Source organism: Ktedonospora formicarum, assembly GCF_016587355.1.
Classification (GTDB): Bacteria; Chloroflexota; Ktedonobacteria; order Ktedonobacterales; family Ktedonobacteraceae; genus Ktedonobacter; species Ktedonobacter formicarum.
Genome location: NZ_BNJF01000002.1, coordinates 911633 through 927459, shown reverse-complemented (window position 1 = coordinate 927459; position 15827 = coordinate 911633). Strand labels below are relative to the sequence as shown.

The following is a 15827-nucleotide window of genomic DNA, read 5'->3' as shown; positions in this document are numbered from 1 at the left end:
TTAACGATAAGAGCGCAACTTCTGACGCACCTCATATTGTTGAAAGGCCAATTCAATGAGCTGGTCAAGCAACTGGGGGTACGCCAAACCACTGGCGGCCCATAGCTTGGGGTAGAGGCTCTGATCGGTAAAGCCAGGTAGCGTATTTACTTCGTTAATGTAGAACTGGCCGTCAGCCTTGTCCTGGAAGAAGTCTACACGAGTCAGACCTTTGAGGTCAAATGCCTGGTATGCCCTTAAGGCCATACCGCGCAACATCTGTGCGGTATCCTCGGGAATCTGCGCGGGGATAACAAACCTGATGGTATGGTTGACATACTTATCTTCGTAATCACTGAACTCACCACCAGTGAGGATTTCGCCAACAACCGAGGCGCTCAACTCATCATTACCCAAAACCGCACATGAGAACTCACGGCAATCAATACCTTGCTCGACACTTACTTTACGATCATAAGTAAAGGCTTCGTTAATAACTTTGGTAAGCTGCTCGCGGTTGAGAGCCTTACCAACGCCAACACTTGAACCGAGATTGGCTGGTTTGACAAAACAAGGATAGGTAAGCTGCTGTTCAATCAGATCGAGAATTCGCTCAGGAGCCCGCTCCCACTCATACAACTTGTAGTTCAGGGTTTTAACCACAGGCAAGCCAGCGGACTGGAAAAGTTCCTTCATGATCTCCTTATCCATGCCAGTCGCCGAGCCAAGTACAGTACACCCAACGTAGGGGATATTCGCCATCTCAAAGAGGCCCTGAATAGTGCCATCCTCACCGTATGGTCCATGCAGCACTGGGAAGAGAACATCTAGTTCGCCATTGCCCGGCAGAGGGCTAGCATCATTGGTGCTAATAAAGCGCTTGCTGTGTCCATCAATAACCAGAGTAACAGCGGGCGCGGCTGTAATCTCAGCCGCGATGGCGGGGTCACTGGCATTGAGCAGTTGGCTTGGTGTCACGCCCCAACGCCACGTTCCTTCCTGGGTGATGGCTATCGGAATGATGTCATATTTCTGCGCATCTAAATTCTGTACGACGGACGCCGCAGAGGCCAGTGAGACTTCGTGCTCACATGAGCGTCCACCGAAAACGACGCCTACACGCTTCTTTTGTACCATTACTATATCCCTCTTTATTTCTTTAGATAGGCCAGTTTTAGAACAGTGATAACAAGGTTTCCATACGCACACCACGCGAGCCCTTGACCAGTATGAGATCCTCAGGGCGCACATGCTCCTTGAGGAATTGCGCAATCTGACGCTTCCCCTCTTCCACCTCAATACTATTCGCGGGATCCACCGAGAAAAGATGGATTTGTTCTGCTGGCATCCCTCCCTGGATAGCCCCCTCCACAAAGTAGCGCGCGAAGTCACCCAGCACGACCAGGTGGTCTACATTTCCAGCCAACCCTCGGCCAGACTCGACATGTTCGTACATGGTATGCTCGCCCTGCTCAAGCAGTTCGCCCAGCACAGCCCAGCGTCTTCCCTGTGGAGCTATTGGTGTTGCCTTCAATGTCTGTGTCATGGCAATGATCGATTGGCGAATGGAATTATAGGTATCATCGATCAAAATGCTCCCATTAGGACCAGCACCAGTTTTGACCTCGCCACGATGCAGTACAGGCCCAAGGTTCTCTAACGTCTCGCATATCTTAGTGAGCGGGATATTCGCCGCATAACCAGCCGCCGCCGCTGCGAGAGCGGTAGTAATTCCATGCGAACCTGGGAGGCGGAGGTCTACTTGCATCTCCTGTCCTTCTACACGCAGGGTAAATTTGGAGCCGAAAAGGCCACGCTCTTCGATATCGCAAGCACGTACTGTCGCGCCCTCTCCACGCCCATAGTAAATCACGCGAGCACGAGTCTTCTCATTCATGGCTCTGACTACGGGATCGTCATAGTTGAGGATAGCAATGCCTTCAGGTGATAGAACCTGAACAAGTTCGCTCTTAGCGATAGCAACATTCTCCACAGAACCGAAGTGCTTGAGGTGCGCAGCCCCCACCGTTGTAATCACGGACCAGTCGGGACTAGCTATGGTCTCGCAGAGCCCACGTAGTTCGCCAACCCATTCAGCGCCCATCTCAAGCACAGCGTATCGGTGCTCGTCTTCTAGACGCAGAAGTGTCAGTGGATAACCCAACTCGTTGTTATAGGAAGCGTAGGTCTTGAGCGTTGGCGCAACACTCCCTAGCACGGCGGCAATAGCCTCCTTGGTAGTAGTTTTACCACTACTGCCTGTAATCCCAATCTTGATGGTTTCTCGCTGCCGCTGTACGCGCGCGCGCGCTGTGGCTTGCAAAGCCTTCACGACATCTGGCACAACCAATTGGAGAAATTTTTCGGGAACATCATCGGAAGGTACGGTACAGAGGGCTGCCGCAACTCCGGCACCCGCCAGATCAGGAATAAAACGGTGTCCATCTACACGCGCCCCTGCGATTGCAACGAAGAGGTCATTTGGTCCACATTGTCTGCTATCATGCTGCGCACTCTGGAAAACCAGATCGCGTGTACCTGGTATAGAGCCATGGATGGTAAGGCTCTCCTGGTTTCCAGAAATGATATCTTGTAATTCAAACATTTTTCGGCATACTCCGCATTAGAAAGCCTGAGCACTCCTGCGCTAGCCGCGACCCCCATGCGGGGGCACAGCAACGCGTTGGTTTTCACATAAGACCATACTCCCGGCATGTGTGAAAGTTCTATTCACCTGCTGCTCCGCTTATATTATATTAAAAGTTTTCGATACACAAGGCAGGCACGTAATCGGGCTAGCCAGGGATATTCAAACAGCACTCAGACGAAGATCGTTTATTCTTCCTGGGTGGATTGCCTCTACTCACTAGATAATTTTTATTCTTTGTACTCCACCAGAGCGAGAGCTTCCTTACAAGGCTGATGTTATTGCATAAAAGGCAAAATTTACAATATTCATGAAATCCTATATACTTGCGGTAATGGTAGCCAAATCCTCTTAACATTGAGGTTTTTAGCAAAGGCACAGGAACATATTCATGAACATACTCACCAGCAGCACCCCATACGCCAAGACAAATACACCAAAGAAAAGCCGCGTCTTTAGCCCTCAAGGTATTTTATTGACCCTGCTCTCGCTAATTCTCCTATGTGTGATTGCTGATGGTGGTATTGGTTTTTACTTCTCCAATGTACTTTTAGAGCCAACTCATCAAACAAGTTTTACATTGGAGGCAACCAATGTAAGTACACACACAATAACACTCCCCCATAACCTTGATACAGAACAACCTGGGACATTTGGTCTCACCTGGCCCAATGGACAGGCGATAGTTGGTGGGATAACATCTGAGACGCAAGATACGGTAACACGCGAGTTAATTGAAACGACCGCGCCTCTAACTGAGCATACGATGGTCGCTTGGAATCGCGAGATTTACCTTGGTAAACTCAAAGACAAGCTCAATTTAGAAACAAGCACAGTCCAGGTACCCGCTCCACTGGGGTCAATGCCAGCAATATATGTTCCTGGTAAGTTGGACACCTGGGTAATTATGGTACACGGCAGGGGTGATGCCGCCAATTCGGGACTCCGCTTCTTTCCACCACTTGTGAAACTGGGATTCCCCGTGCTCAGCATCTCATACCGCAATGACACAGACGCACCAGCCAGCCCAGATGGATCTTATCATCTAGGTGATAGCGAATGGCAGGATCTTGAAGCGGGTGTTAAGTATGCTCTCAGTCATGGAGCACGTCACCTCGTCCTCTATGGCTGGTCTATGGGTGGCTCGATTATAGAAATGTTCCAGCATCACTCTAGTTACGCGAGCAATGTGCAAGCTCTCATCCTCGATGCTCCCGTCCTCGATTGGCGCACTACGCTAACATTCCAGGCTAACAACCGCAGCCTGCCTAGTATAGTTGCCAGCACAGCCGAGTTCATCGCGACACTACGCACCGGGATCAATTTCGACCATCTTAATCAGCTCAATCAGCCTCAAGGAGAGACACCTATTCTGCTCTTCCACGGCACTAGCGATACTTCTACACCCATTTCGGTCAGTGATACTTTCGCCAAAACACATGCCAATATCGTAACCTACTATCGTGTAGAGAATACCAATCACGTTCAGTCCTGGAATACCGATCCCCAGAAATATGAAGCGGAATTGAGCGCCTACCTTATTAAGGTTCTGCACCTGGGATAAAGCTTTTGCAATTCCCCTCACACGACATAGTGGGATAACATCAGTCATGTGGGGGAAACCTCCAGTTACACATCAATTCTCTAGTTTGGCATCTACCTGCCAGACGATAACAGAAAAGTCAGCGGAAGCCGAGGCAAGATACCGACCATCAGGAGACCAAGCTAGATCAATGATGACATCGCTATGTCCGTTGGTCTTACCAAAGGAGAGTGTGGGCAATATGAATCCCTCTCCTGTCTTCTGAGGAGAGGGATTGGCCAGATCCCAAATGTATATCAGCTTACTGTTGAGATGGCAGCCTGCAACATAACGTCCATTTGAGGACCAGGCCAACGCACTGAGGCTGATAGGCTCTTTCTCAGGTTCAGCAACCGCTAGCAATGTCGTCGCCTTTTTTTGTGTGAGGTCATAGACTATCGCGAGATCCACATCATCTACAAGCACCTGCTCTGGCCTGGTTGGTATAATCTCCAGGCTACGCGAGTCAGAAATGTCAAGCAATAACTTTTGTCGTTTTGCTATAATTACAGAGCGATCAGGGAGCACAAAAATGTTCTGTTTGCCCGTTTGAGCGTCCCAGATCAACAGGTGATATTTGGTGTCCAAACTTAAGATGCGCAAACCATCCAGAGACCAACGCACAATTTGAAGGCCATAATAGTTATTATCAGTTGGTTTAATCGTACTGTTAAAGACCTTCACAATTCCCCGTTCACTATCTGTTCCAGGAGAATTCCAGAAGATAATAGCACCTTCATAATCCCTAGATAGGCTATTGCTGGCGGCAGCAGCGATCAACTTGCCATCTGGCGACCAAGCTGGTGTGAGGAAAACATGTAGGTCTTTGTATTTACTATTGCGATCCACATTGTTGGTTATTTGAGAATTAGGCGTGAAGACATCGATAGTTGAGAGTATGCCCTCGCTAGACCGTGCATTAAAGTCAGCACGAGCCTCTGTAACCAAAAAACGACCATCGGGTGACCAATTGAGATCGCCCTGGAAGATCTCGCCGGGCATTTTCCATTGCACGGAAGGATGCGTCAACACCTGCAACTTACCCGAAGCATTCATCAAAGCGGCATTGGTATCCCAAACCATAACATGTGTATCCCTTCCAGCACTTGCCAGAAGACGGCTATCGGGTGACCAACAGACATTGCTGACGTCATTTGAGTGGGCTGTCATCTTGAGACGTGGCACTCCTGGCATGAAGCTCTGCGGCCCCCTATGCGTAGGAGGCTGATAGAGCGCATTAGCGAGAGCGTAGCCCCCGCCAGCAAGCAGCACAACCCCAGCGACCCCTCCCAACAAGAGAGAGCGGCGCGAGATGAGAGATTGCGACTTCTCTGCTTTCGTCGCCTCTCTCTCTGATATCTTATCTTTGGCTTCAGTGTTGCTCACCATTGTGCTCGCTGATTGCAGTGTATCGTTCAGTTCGCTACTTCTAATTTTGATAAGCGTAGAGGCTGGATCGTCCTGGATATGTGGTATGAGTGTTTCAGAAGCCTGGATGCGCTCCAATTCGCGTACAAAAGCCAAACATGAAGAGGGTCGCTGTCCAGGGTCTTTCGCCAGGGCTTGCAAGAGCGCATCCGCTAACTCTTGCGAGAGACGTTGGTTGAACTCGCGAGGCGAAGGTGGCTCTTCTTGAATATGCTTGAGCATAACTTCCAGTGGCCCCCCACCCTCGAAAGGAGTAATACCAGTCAGCAACTCATACGTTACTACAGCCAGGCTATAGAGATCGCTAGCCCCGCTCGCGCTCCCCTGGCACTGCTCAGGGGACATATAGAGTGGTGTACCACCGCTCATCTTTGCCTGGCTACGAAAGGTCTGAGTTGAGAGCAATGTCGCGATTCCAAAGTCACACAAAAATACCCAGTCATCCTGAAGCAGGATATTAGCAGGCTTAACGTCACGATGCAGCACGCGCTTACTGTGCGCAAAGTCGATGGCTTCAGCGACCTGTCGTATATAGTGGAGTGCCTTCTCGACTGGCATCATTCGTTGCTGCTTGTTCATAAGGTCAAGCAACGAGCCACCTGAAATGAATGGCATAATGAGGTAGGTGACAATATCATCACCGAACTCGAACTCACCGAAATCATGTATAGAGAGAATATGTGGATGCTCAAGGGATGCGACCAGGCGTGCCTCCCGATTGAAGGCTTGCAGATAATCTCGCTGTGAATTCAACACTGGAGGGAGCAGTTTAACAGCGATCTCGCGCTGGAGGTCCGTGTCATCAGCAAGCCAGACCTCACCCATACCACCAAGGCCAAGTAAGCGCTTCAGATGATAACGCCCCAACATCTGATCTTGCCATTGCGATTGTTGCACTGGCATATGCCTAACCTCTCACTTTCCAGATAAGAATAGAAGCATTCACATCCGCGTAGCTTGCTGCCAACCACTTGCCATCGGGTGACCATGAGAGGGCCTGCACCTTACGCGCGCCAATGGAATTGCTGGTCAAGGGCTCACCAACTGGAAGTGAGTTCTCCTGTAGATTCCATAACCAAATTTCGCCACCAGAGGTCCCCATCGCCACCATTGATGGAGTGGGGCTACATGCCACACTGCTAACTCTTACATCATCATCCACCACCGACTTGCGGAAACTACTAGGCATCCGCACCTTGCGCAGTTTGAGCGTCTTCTCCAATGTAGAAAAAAAGTATATACCGGGAGTATAGCTATTGCTTCCAACCAGAGATTCGCCATCACTGGCCCAGGTAGCACCATACAAGCTCACGATGTCGCTATTCTCACCTAGCGTAAAGGTACCTTCAGGCTGCCAACGCATACCATTGCTCGATGATTGGAATGTGCCAACTTTAAAAGTTTTCTGGCGCAAAATTGCTAACCGCCCACCTTTAGCAGAATATGCGAGGCTGTTAGCTTGAAAGAAATCACCCTTAACAGCGTCAGTGCCAACTACTTGCAAAAGGCGACTGTCTGTATCCCACAGACAGAGCTCCGCGCTCTCTATGCTAGTCTGTAAAGCATCTTTCGATGAGTCCCTCATCATAGCGAGAGAATTATTGGAAATCCAGCCCAGACCAACGTAAAATAGATACTCCTTCGTTATGGCTAGCGGTTGCCCAACTGCTTCAAAATATGATGTAAAAATATTCAAAAGCATAGTTCCACTGCCATTTAAATAGTTGGCAATAGCCAATTTCTGCCCATCGGGGAGAGTGCAAGTATCATACTGCGGTTCTGGAAGAGCAGGCTCTGGCTATAGAGAGGCGAGGCATCAGAACGCGCAGGTGAACGCAACAGGCTGGCAATATCCCAACGAAAAATTTGTCCATTGGAACTGGCAGTTATCAGAGCCGAGCTATCTGGAGACCAAAGCATAGTATCGGGCGCGAAGTTATGTCCTGTCAGGACGAGAGAGAGGTTAGTAGGCTCAGTTGAACCTGGGCGAGCCGAGAGTGGCAACTGTAGAGGCACCTGACGCGGCAGGGTAGAGAGATGACGCAGCCAGCCCCATCCACCAAGCACTCCACCCGCTACAAATGCTGAGGTTAACGCAGCACCGAAGAGCACCTGGCGACGGTCAGGCCGCGCCAGTTTATGACGTGGCTCTTCATCTCTTAAAATCCGATCCTGAAAGGCGAGCGATGGCATCGCTTTCAGGGTACGCAACCCTTCATATCGGCGCTCAGGATACGTATACGCAGCTTCCAACTGGTCTATTAGATCAACTGCAAGAGCTGGTCGCACCTCAGGGTCCTTTGCCAGCCCTTGCAACAGGATACGTTCAAAAGCAACTGGGAGCGTGGCGTTTAACTGACTCGGCGGAGGCGGCTCCTTTAAGATATGTTGCACCATGGTCGCGAGAGCAGTCGAGCCCTCGAAAGGGAGCTGACCTGTAAACATCTGATACACAATAACCGCAAGGCTATAGATATCGCTGGTTGTCGAGACTCGACCCTGAGACTGCTCGGGAGCCATATAGGCAGGTGTCCCCACGTCGCTCACGGTTCCCGGTTTATCGGTTGCCAGGAGGCGCGCGATACCAAAGTCCGAGAGAAACAGCCAGCGTTCATCGCGCATGAGCATATTGGATGGCTTAATGTCGCGATGAATAATGCGCTGTTCGTGGGCATAGTCAATGGCCTGGGCAGCCTGCTTGAGCAGTCTGAAGGCTTCTGCGGCGGGATAGACCCTACCTGTAGTCAGGCGCTCCTGTAGTGATCCCTCCTTGATAAGGGGCATAACAATATATGGCAACAATTCGCCTGAGGCGAGGGATTGTTTGCCTGTATCATGTACCTGGAGGATATGTGGATGCGAAAGAGTGGATGTGATGCGCGCTTCATGCTCGAAGCGCCTCAGAAAGCTCTGGTCTTGCTGATGCCGGAGAGAGAGCGTCTTAATCGCGACTTCGCGTTCCAGGCGTGGATCCCAGCAGAGCCAGACATCGCCCGCACCACCACGTCCAATCCGGCGTATGATATTATAGCGCCCCAGCGAGTTCACGTTGAGGCGCTGTAAAGTGACATATGTGCTGCTCATACTTTACACTTCCTCTACTTGCCAAATTAAAACCGTATAATCGTCAGCAGAAGAGGCCAGATAACGCCCATCAGGCGACCAGGTAAGATCGCTGATAAGTGTGCCTTTAGGATGTCCATGCTCCTTACCAAAGGCTAATTCGGGCAGATGATGCCCCTCAGAATCGCGACGTGGGTGCTCATTGTTAAGATCCCATACAAAAATCTGATTGCTACTCAGGTAGCTTCCCGCAACATAGCGCCCATTGGGTGACCAGGACATAGGCCCAATTTGGGGGCAGAATCTGTCCCAATCGCTATAAGAAGTGAGCAAGTAACTACCTTTGGTTTCAGGATCAGAACAGCCAAGAGTTGAGATAATCTTCTTACGCTCTATATCAAAGATCACAGCGATATCAACATCGTTAGCAAGAAACTGTGTCGCGTTTGTGGGTGAATTTAGCAACGACAGGAAGAAGATAATGCCATTCTGCGACCGGTTTTCAGGCAAAGCGAGCGAGCGTTGGGGAAGATCCAACAATTTTGTTTTCCGCTCCTTCTCCACATCCCAGAGGTAAATAGTAAAGGGCTGGAAATAGGCCAATAACTGCTTCTCATCTTGTGTCCAGCAGAGATATGGATTCGCATTAAAGACTTTGGTTATCTCATTCTCCTGCGTCTCATCTGGATTTTTCAGGCGTTTAAAAACCTTGTGAGACGCGGACGCGTCTAAATGCCAAAGTGTAATATCACCCGTTTGATCGGAAGCGATAGTCGCAAGAGTCTGACCGGACGGCGACCAGTTCAAACTACCATAGAAATGAATCGCATCGGCATCCGAGTCGACGGTGAAACGTAAGGTGGCATTCGGGCTAAAGACATCAATTGTTCCAACCGCTGCGTTTTCACTGTCAAAACTCCAGCCCTTCATAGATCCTAAAAGTGCTAATGTACGTCCGTCAGGAGACCAGGCCATTTGCTGCCTGGAAACTCTATTACCCACCCTCCAACCAAGAGGCGCAGGACCAAGTGTACGGAGTGAGGTCGTCCGCTCAGCCAGGGGGGCGGCTAGATCCCAAATCTGGGCATTCGCGTTGTTGCCAAGTGTCGCCAAATAGCGCCCACGTGGATTCCAGCAAAGATTCCAGATGAGGTCATTAAAATCATTCAGCCTTAACACAGGACGACCCGCACGTAACTGGCGCGGTCCAGGAGTCTGCTCATATGAGCGATAGAGTGTACTACCCAACGCCAATCCAGAGCCAGTCAGGAGAATAGCGGTGGACGCCGCTCCAAGCGCGAAACCACGCCTTTTCAATAGCGGCACCTTTTGCTCTTTTTGCCCCATTTGCGTCTCAGAATCTTTAACAAGAGTTGACTTCTTACTCACACTACTTGTGAGTTTTGGGACATCAGACGTTGCGTATGAAGCATTATCAGTATTAAGATCAGAAAGATCTGGCTCCGTAGCTCTATTCTCCATATTTGCGGCGAGAGCTTGCGGATTCCAGGGCGCGATAAGCGTAGCATCTGGATCATAGACATCGCCTGAGCGTGAACGCCGGCCGGCCTGCCAACCACGCGTCAGAGCCTCGACAAAAGCCATACAATTCGCTGGGCGCGCTTCTGGCTTCCTGGCGAGACCATCCAGGAGGACACGCTCCACTGCTTCAGGCATCTGAGGAACAAACTGGCGCGGAGAAGGTACTGGCTCCTGAATGAGCTTGAGAAGTATCGCAAGATCTTCTTCCCCATCAAAAGGCAACCTGCCAGTAAAAAGTTGATAGGCGATAACCGCTAAGCTATAGAGGTCACTAGCGGGCAGGGATCGCTCTTGTATGCGCTCGGGAGCCATATAGGCAGGAGAACCAATAGCGGCGCTGGTCCGGCTTCGATAGGTTGAAGTCGTGAGCAGGCGCGCGATACCAAAGTCAGCGAGATAGAGTTGATCCTCTTGCAACAATATATTAGCAGGTGTGATATCGCGATGCAGGATGCCTTGACTATGAGCATAATCAATGGCGGAGGCAGCCTGCTGAAGATAACGCAGGCTCACATCCAAAGGCAAGCGCCTTGATCCGCCCTCGATGCGCTCGCGCAGGGTTCCTCCTTCCAGGTAGGGCATGATAAGATAGGTAACTACATCATCGCCCTGGCGTAACTCACCATAGTCATGAACAGATAGGATATGGGGATGATCAAGAGATGCAGCCAGTCGTGCCTCACGATGAAAGGCTTGTAGATACTCCTGTTCGCTATGCAGGACTGGCAACAGAAATTTGGCCGCAACCTGGCGCTGGAGGTCTATATCCTCAGCCAGCCAGACCTCACCCAAACCACCACGTCCCAGCGACTTGAGTAGACGATAGCGTCCGACCAGGCTCCCCGGCCCTAATTGTGCTTGATTTACCAGCATCTATCTATCATTCTCCTCAACGAGTTGATTACAGTTTCCAGATGAGAATTGAGAGCTCACGATCAACCAGGGTAGCAGCCAGCCACTTACCATCCGGCGACCAGGATACAGCATTTATCATTGATTTACTCCCCAGAGTATCAAGCTTGCGCACAGGTAGGCTATCCGCCTTCAAATTACAAAGATAAACCTCGCCTGCACTCCCGCCAACAGCCAGCATAGGAGTAGTTGGAGACAAACTGCTAGCCAGGCTTTCGATATAAAAGCTCTTGCCATCGTCGCCCTTCTCTGGTAGCTTGAGGCCCTGCTGACGCGGGGACACCGCCTGCCAATCGTAGAAGAAGAGGGTATTACCCTTCTGGTATTCCGCATGAACAACTATATGTTTGCTGTCAGAGGCCCAATATACACCATGAACTGTACTCCCCACACGGTCAGGGTCTGATGGCGGAACATCAAGATGCGCAAGCGGCTTCCACCTCGCCTTGCCCGCAAGCTCAAACTTCCCGACTTCAATACTTCTTGCCCGTGCAAGTACTTGAAGCGTGGGATGCGTGGGTTGGTTTGAAGCGAATAGGTCGCCATACATGCCTTCATCCTTGTCCGTCAACGCAGCTATCAGGTGTTGAGGAGCTTTTACATCAACCACATAGAGTGTGAAGGTTGTAGGTTCAAGTGGCACACTTGTATAACCCTCCAGATGCAGAAGGGCGAGATGTGTATCTGAGATCCAGGCGGCACCTTCAAGTAAATTCTGATTTCCAGGTATCCAGACCTCACCAATCACACGCAAATCTGGTTGGCAGAGAAGCACCTGTATCCCACGCTCATCCCAACGGGAATTCACCAGGGCGATAGTCTTACCATCTGGCGACCAGAGGGGGGTTATGTTTCCACTAAAATAGGGAGGCGACTTTGTTTTATATAGCGGAACACCAGAGGGGCGATCAGGTCGCTTCAAGAGATCCGGAATATTCCACTGAAAAAGATAGCCATCGTTGGCGCTCGTAAGTAATGTCTGACTATCAGGAGACCAGACGAGATGTTGAACCGGCAACTGATGACCGCCAGTCAATACCAATGTTGGCTTATCGGAACCAGTAGAAGAGGGGCGAGCTGAGAGCGCACGTGGAGGCGGTAGATCCGGCAGGCGCTCACCTATGATATTATGCTCATAGCCCCAGGCACCCAGTGTCACACCACCGAGCATCGCGGCCCCTGATGCGCTCCCCAGTAACAAACCACGGCGAGACAGCCCACGCTTCCGCTCCTCAGGAGTAACTGGCGTCACCTCTTTTCGAAAAGCCAATTCAGGATGCTCGCTCAGGGTACTCATGCTCTGGATGGTAGTAGCTGGATCGCTCAGGGTACGCTCTAGCTGCTGAACGAATTCGCTCGCCAGTGCCGGGCGCTTCTCGGGGTCCTTATTCAAGCCCTGTAGTAATACTTGCTCAAAAGCGTTTGGCAATTCGGCATTCAATTCACGAGGCATAGGTGGTGGAAGCGTTAGGTGTTGCATGATAGTCGCCAGGGCCGTCTCGCCCTCAAATGGAAGTTGGCCTGTGAAGAGCTGGAAGGCAATAACAGCCAGGCTATAATTATCGCTAGTTATCATGGCCCGTCCACGCGCCTGCTCGGGGGCAATATATTCAGGCGTACCAAAGCCAAAATTCCCCTGTGACACATGCTTGTCGTTCGTCAGCATACTCGCGATACCAAAATCCGCTAGGAGTAACCACTGTGGGCTACGCAAGAGCATATTATCTGGCTTGATATCGCGGTGAATAATCCCACGCTTATGCGCGTAATCAATAGCTTCGCCAGCCTGTTTAAGAAACATCAAGGCTTCTTTATGACTAATTTGCCCTTGCCGCTCCTTGAGATAGCTTCCCAGCGAACTCCCCTGGATATAGGGCATGACAAGGAAAGGAATGAGAGATCCATTGGCCAACTCTTCTTTTCCGTAATCATGCACCTCCAGGATATGGGGATGAGTCAGAGCGGCGGCGGAACGAGCTTCCTGCTCAAAGCGCTGAACAAACTCCTGGTCCTGCTGCCCATGTACAGGCAAAGTCTTGATCGCGACTTTGCGGCCCAGGCGGGGATCATCGCACAGCCAGACTTCACCCATGCCTCCACGCCCAATACGGCGTCCAACTTGGTAGCGCCCCAGCGTCTTCACATCGGTTGACTGTAAAATTTCCTGCTTTTCCATGCAGCGCTGGTTCCTTCACAATAAATATACAAACATTTATCAATGCATTCACTAGCATAACAGAAAGTATGCCCAATGAACATGGAGTGACTCACATTTTACATCCCCATATTCACCGGGATGTAGTGACTAAAATAAGGAAATATCCATTACCATGCTAAATATTAGGAGAATTACACAGATGTGTTATGTTTGGTAAACCCATGCGAATATATACGCGAGATCTCAAATGACAGCATGAGGGGATAACATGCAACAACCATATATGGTTTCCCAGGCAGTGGACGCCGAACTATATCAACAATATGCTCCCGCTCTCTTCGCATACTTGTTACGCAATGTCAGCTCACGTGAGGACGCGGAAGACTTGCTACTCGATATATTCATGGCCGTTTTAGAGAAAAGGTCGTCCAATGGACTAGATGATCAACGATTGCCAGCCTGGGTCTGGGCTGTCGCGCGAAATAAGGTCGTGGATTACCACCGACGTAACAAACATCGGACAAAGGTGCAGATTGAGAAGGTAGCAGGTATGCTCTTTGAAAACGAGGAGCAAGCACCAGACCATGTAGCGCTCAAGAACGAGGAGTACCAGCAGCTACATAAGACATTGAAAGAGTTACCAGAAACACAGCGTGAAATAATACAGTTGCGCTTCGGGCATGGCCTGTCATGCGGTGAGATAGCAACCGTCACTCAAAAGAGCGAGGGAGCTATACGCATGGCACTCCATCGTACTCTCAAACTATTGCGCACACTCTACACCAGGAACGAGAAAGGAGGCATGCTGTGAACCACGACGAAACAAACTTTACCCCTGAAAATCTGGACGACCAGATTGAGCATCCTACCAACTGGCTAGCACCAGATGAACGACGTATGCTATGGGACCTGAACCAGACCTACAAAGAACAGCAAAACGCGAACGCGCAATCTTTGCAGCATGTCTGGACGCGCCTGGAACGAGAGCGGCAGGGACAGCATGCTCGAAACGCGCCTATAGATTTGCAACAAAGGAAACGCACGATGAAGGATACATCGTCCTTAGATGGCTCCTCAAGGGGCAACATCAAACGCACCCTCAGCCTGCTTGTAGCGGTATTAGTGGTCGCAATCGTAGCTGGTAGCGCGGCCCTCATCTTCAACTCAGCCAGTAACGCACACAAGCAAGGTGGAAACACTGCTAACAAGCCAAAACCAACGAGTACACCTGTCGTCAATGCCTCTGGTATATACATTACCTACATGAATAAGCAAGGTAGGTATGTAGCGAGTAAGATCGACTCGAAGACACATAAACCCGTCTGGACCTATGAGCGGAAAGATCTCAACGATACCGGCGATCCAATCGTCTACGGCGATACAGTCTACTTGAACGCCTCTGATGATATGGCGAGTAAGTCGCATCTAATCGCGCTCGACGCTACGACGGGCAAGGAACGCTGGGACGTAGAATTCAAGCCAAACCTTTTCACAGACGCTAATGGTAGTGGTCCCAACAATATGGGTTACCTGACACCTCCTGTCATCTCCGATGGGCAGGTCTTTGTTGAGGATCGCACGGGCACCGTGTTCGCCTTCAATAGCAAGACAGGCAAGCAGAACTGGACCTATAAGTCCGGAGCATCCGCCCTGGTCTCCACATACTTCACCGACCCCAATACAGGTAAGAAAGATTTAGCAGGCTCAACCATCTACACAGGAAGCATCCCAACAGTCAGCAATGGTGTACTCTATAGCGCGCAGCACAACATTATATTCGCCGTCGACATCAAGACTGGTAAGCAGATCTGGAAACTCAAGCCCGTATCTGACGACCAAGTATTCAACGACGCACAGGTTATTGATGGCGTCATCTATGCCATCTCATGTTCGATAAGTGAACACCATGCAGGCCAGGTCTACCAGAGCTATGTCTTTGCCTTTAACGCGACGGATGGAAAACAGAACTGGAAGAATGCTGTCGATGGCATGGCTAATGGTGGGCTTGCTATTGATAGTGGGCGCATCTACGTTATTGCCAGTCCAGGGCCTATGACTGATAATGGTTCGACGCTCAATGTCGTTCACGCGATCAATATGCAAGGTAAAGAAATCTGGCACCGGGATTTCAGCGATCCCGTAGTTTATACGTTGAGCGCTGGAAGTGGCTACGTCAGTGTTAGCGGTGGCACCTTCGCTCAAGGCAAAACCCTTTCGTATACACTCTTCGTTCTGAACGGCGCGGATGGGCATGATGCCTGGAAAAAGGATATAATCGCTGATCCCGCCTCCATCGTGGAAGGAGTACTTTACGTAAAGGGTGAACGAGAAGTCATTGCCTACGATCTAGCGACACATGCGGAACTCTGGCGCGCCAAATGTGGCTCTGACCTTGAGGAAAGAACAGATTACTCCTTTCCTGGCCTTGTCAATGTCGTCCCATAACCTCGTCTAACCTGATCTGATCCAACTATTCAGGACTGTTCACAAAGAGAGCCTCACGCGGGAGGAGCAAT

At 50.4% G+C, this 15827-nt stretch carries 10 protein-coding genes; 3 read left to right on the top strand and 7 right to left on the bottom strand.

What is annotated here, in order from left to right:
• Together K3T82_RS22875 and K3T82_RS22870 are read right to left on the bottom strand one after the other, a co-directional pair.
• Window positions 1-1116, bottom strand: coding sequence for a D-alanine--D-alanine ligase family protein (locus K3T82_RS22875; RefSeq protein WP_220195867.1), 1116 nt, complete (start codon window positions 1114-1116; stop codon window positions 1-3).
• Window positions 1117-1153: 37 nt separating this feature from the next.
• Entirely contained in the window at window positions 1154-2584 is a 1431-nt protein-coding gene (locus K3T82_RS22870) for a UDP-N-acetylmuramoyl-tripeptide--D-alanyl-D-alanine ligase (RefSeq protein ID WP_220195866.1), read from the bottom strand.
• A gap of 433 nt (window positions 2585-3017) precedes the next feature.
• On the opposite strand from K3T82_RS22870, the gene K3T82_RS22865 reads away from it, so the two are divergent.
• Window positions 3018-4190 carry an alpha/beta hydrolase family protein gene (locus K3T82_RS22865; protein ID WP_220195865.1) on the top strand — a complete coding sequence of 391 codons (1173 nt, stop codon included), beginning with the start codon at window positions 3018-3020 and terminating at the stop codon, window positions 4188-4190.
• A 72-nt stretch (window positions 4191-4262) separates the two neighbouring features.
• On the opposite strand, the gene K3T82_RS22860 is transcribed toward K3T82_RS22865, so the two are convergent.
• From K3T82_RS22860 to K3T82_RS22840, 5 genes are all read right to left on the bottom strand, one after another.
• Window positions 4263-6539, bottom strand: coding sequence for a WD40 repeat domain-containing serine/threonine protein kinase (locus tag K3T82_RS22860; protein ID WP_220195864.1), 2277 nt, complete (start codon window positions 6537-6539; stop codon window positions 4263-4265).
• A gap of 4 nt (window positions 6540-6543) precedes the next feature.
• Entirely contained in the window at window positions 6544-7050 is a 507-nt protein-coding gene (locus K3T82_RS22855; protein WP_220195863.1) for a WD40 repeat domain-containing protein, read from the bottom strand.
• Window positions 7051-7352: 302 nt separating this feature from the next.
• Window positions 7353-8720 (bottom strand): serine/threonine-protein kinase, encoded by a 1368-nt coding sequence (locus K3T82_RS22850; protein ID WP_220195862.1) that lies wholly within the window; start codon window positions 8718-8720, stop codon window positions 7353-7355.
• A 3-nt stretch (window positions 8721-8723) separates the two neighbouring features.
• Complete coding sequence (locus K3T82_RS22845) at window positions 8724-11114, bottom strand: WD40 repeat domain-containing serine/threonine protein kinase (protein ID WP_220196505.1); 2391 nt, start codon at window positions 11112-11114, stop codon at window positions 8724-8726.
• Between the two features lie 28 nt (window positions 11115-11142).
• Window positions 11143-13329, bottom strand: a complete 2187-nt coding sequence (locus K3T82_RS22840; protein ID WP_220195861.1) for a WD40 repeat domain-containing serine/threonine protein kinase — start codon at window positions 13327-13329, stop codon at window positions 11143-11145.
• A gap of 250 nt (window positions 13330-13579) precedes the next feature.
• Here K3T82_RS22840 and K3T82_RS22835 point away from each other — a divergent pair, with 250 nt between their 5' ends.
• A complete protein-coding gene (locus tag K3T82_RS22835) occupies window positions 13580-14122 on the top strand; it encodes an RNA polymerase sigma factor (protein ID WP_220195860.1) in 543 nt (180 codons plus the stop codon).
• Window positions 14119-15756 (top strand): outer membrane protein assembly factor BamB family protein, encoded by a 1638-nt coding sequence (locus tag K3T82_RS22830; protein WP_220195859.1) that lies wholly within the window; start codon window positions 14119-14121, stop codon window positions 15754-15756. The genes K3T82_RS22835 and K3T82_RS22830 overlap by 4 nt, the downstream gene beginning before the upstream one ends.
• The last annotated feature ends 71 nt before the right edge of the window (window positions 15757-15827 follow it).

Excerpts from the sequence above, each read along its gene's own strand:
- K3T82_RS22875 (WP_220195867.1), bottom strand. The coding sequence starts at position 1,116 with ATGGTACAAAAGAAGCGTGTAGGCGTCGTTTTCGGTGGACGCTCATGT.
- K3T82_RS22840 (WP_220195861.1), bottom strand. The coding sequence starts at position 13,329 with ATGGAAAAGCAGGAAATTTTACAGTCAACCGATGTGAAGACGCTGGGG.
- K3T82_RS22865 (WP_220195865.1), top strand. The coding sequence starts at position 3,018 with ATGAACATACTCACCAGCAGCACCCCATACGCCAAGACAAATACACCA.
- K3T82_RS22870 (WP_220195866.1), bottom strand. The coding sequence starts at position 2,584 with ATGTTTGAATTACAAGATATCATTTCTGGAAACCAGGAGAGCCTTACC.
- K3T82_RS22835 (WP_220195860.1), top strand. The coding sequence starts at position 13,580 with ATGCAACAACCATATATGGTTTCCCAGGCAGTGGACGCCGAACTATAT.
- K3T82_RS22845 (WP_220196505.1), bottom strand. The coding sequence starts at position 11,114 with ATGCTGGTAAATCAAGCACAATTAGGGCCGGGGAGCCTGGTCGGACGC.
- K3T82_RS22860 (WP_220195864.1), bottom strand. The coding sequence starts at position 6,539 with ATGCCAGTGCAACAATCGCAATGGCAAGATCAGATGTTGGGGCGTTAT.
- K3T82_RS22850 (WP_220195862.1), bottom strand. The coding sequence starts at position 8,720 with ATGAGCAGCACATATGTCACTTTACAGCGCCTCAACGTGAACTCGCTG.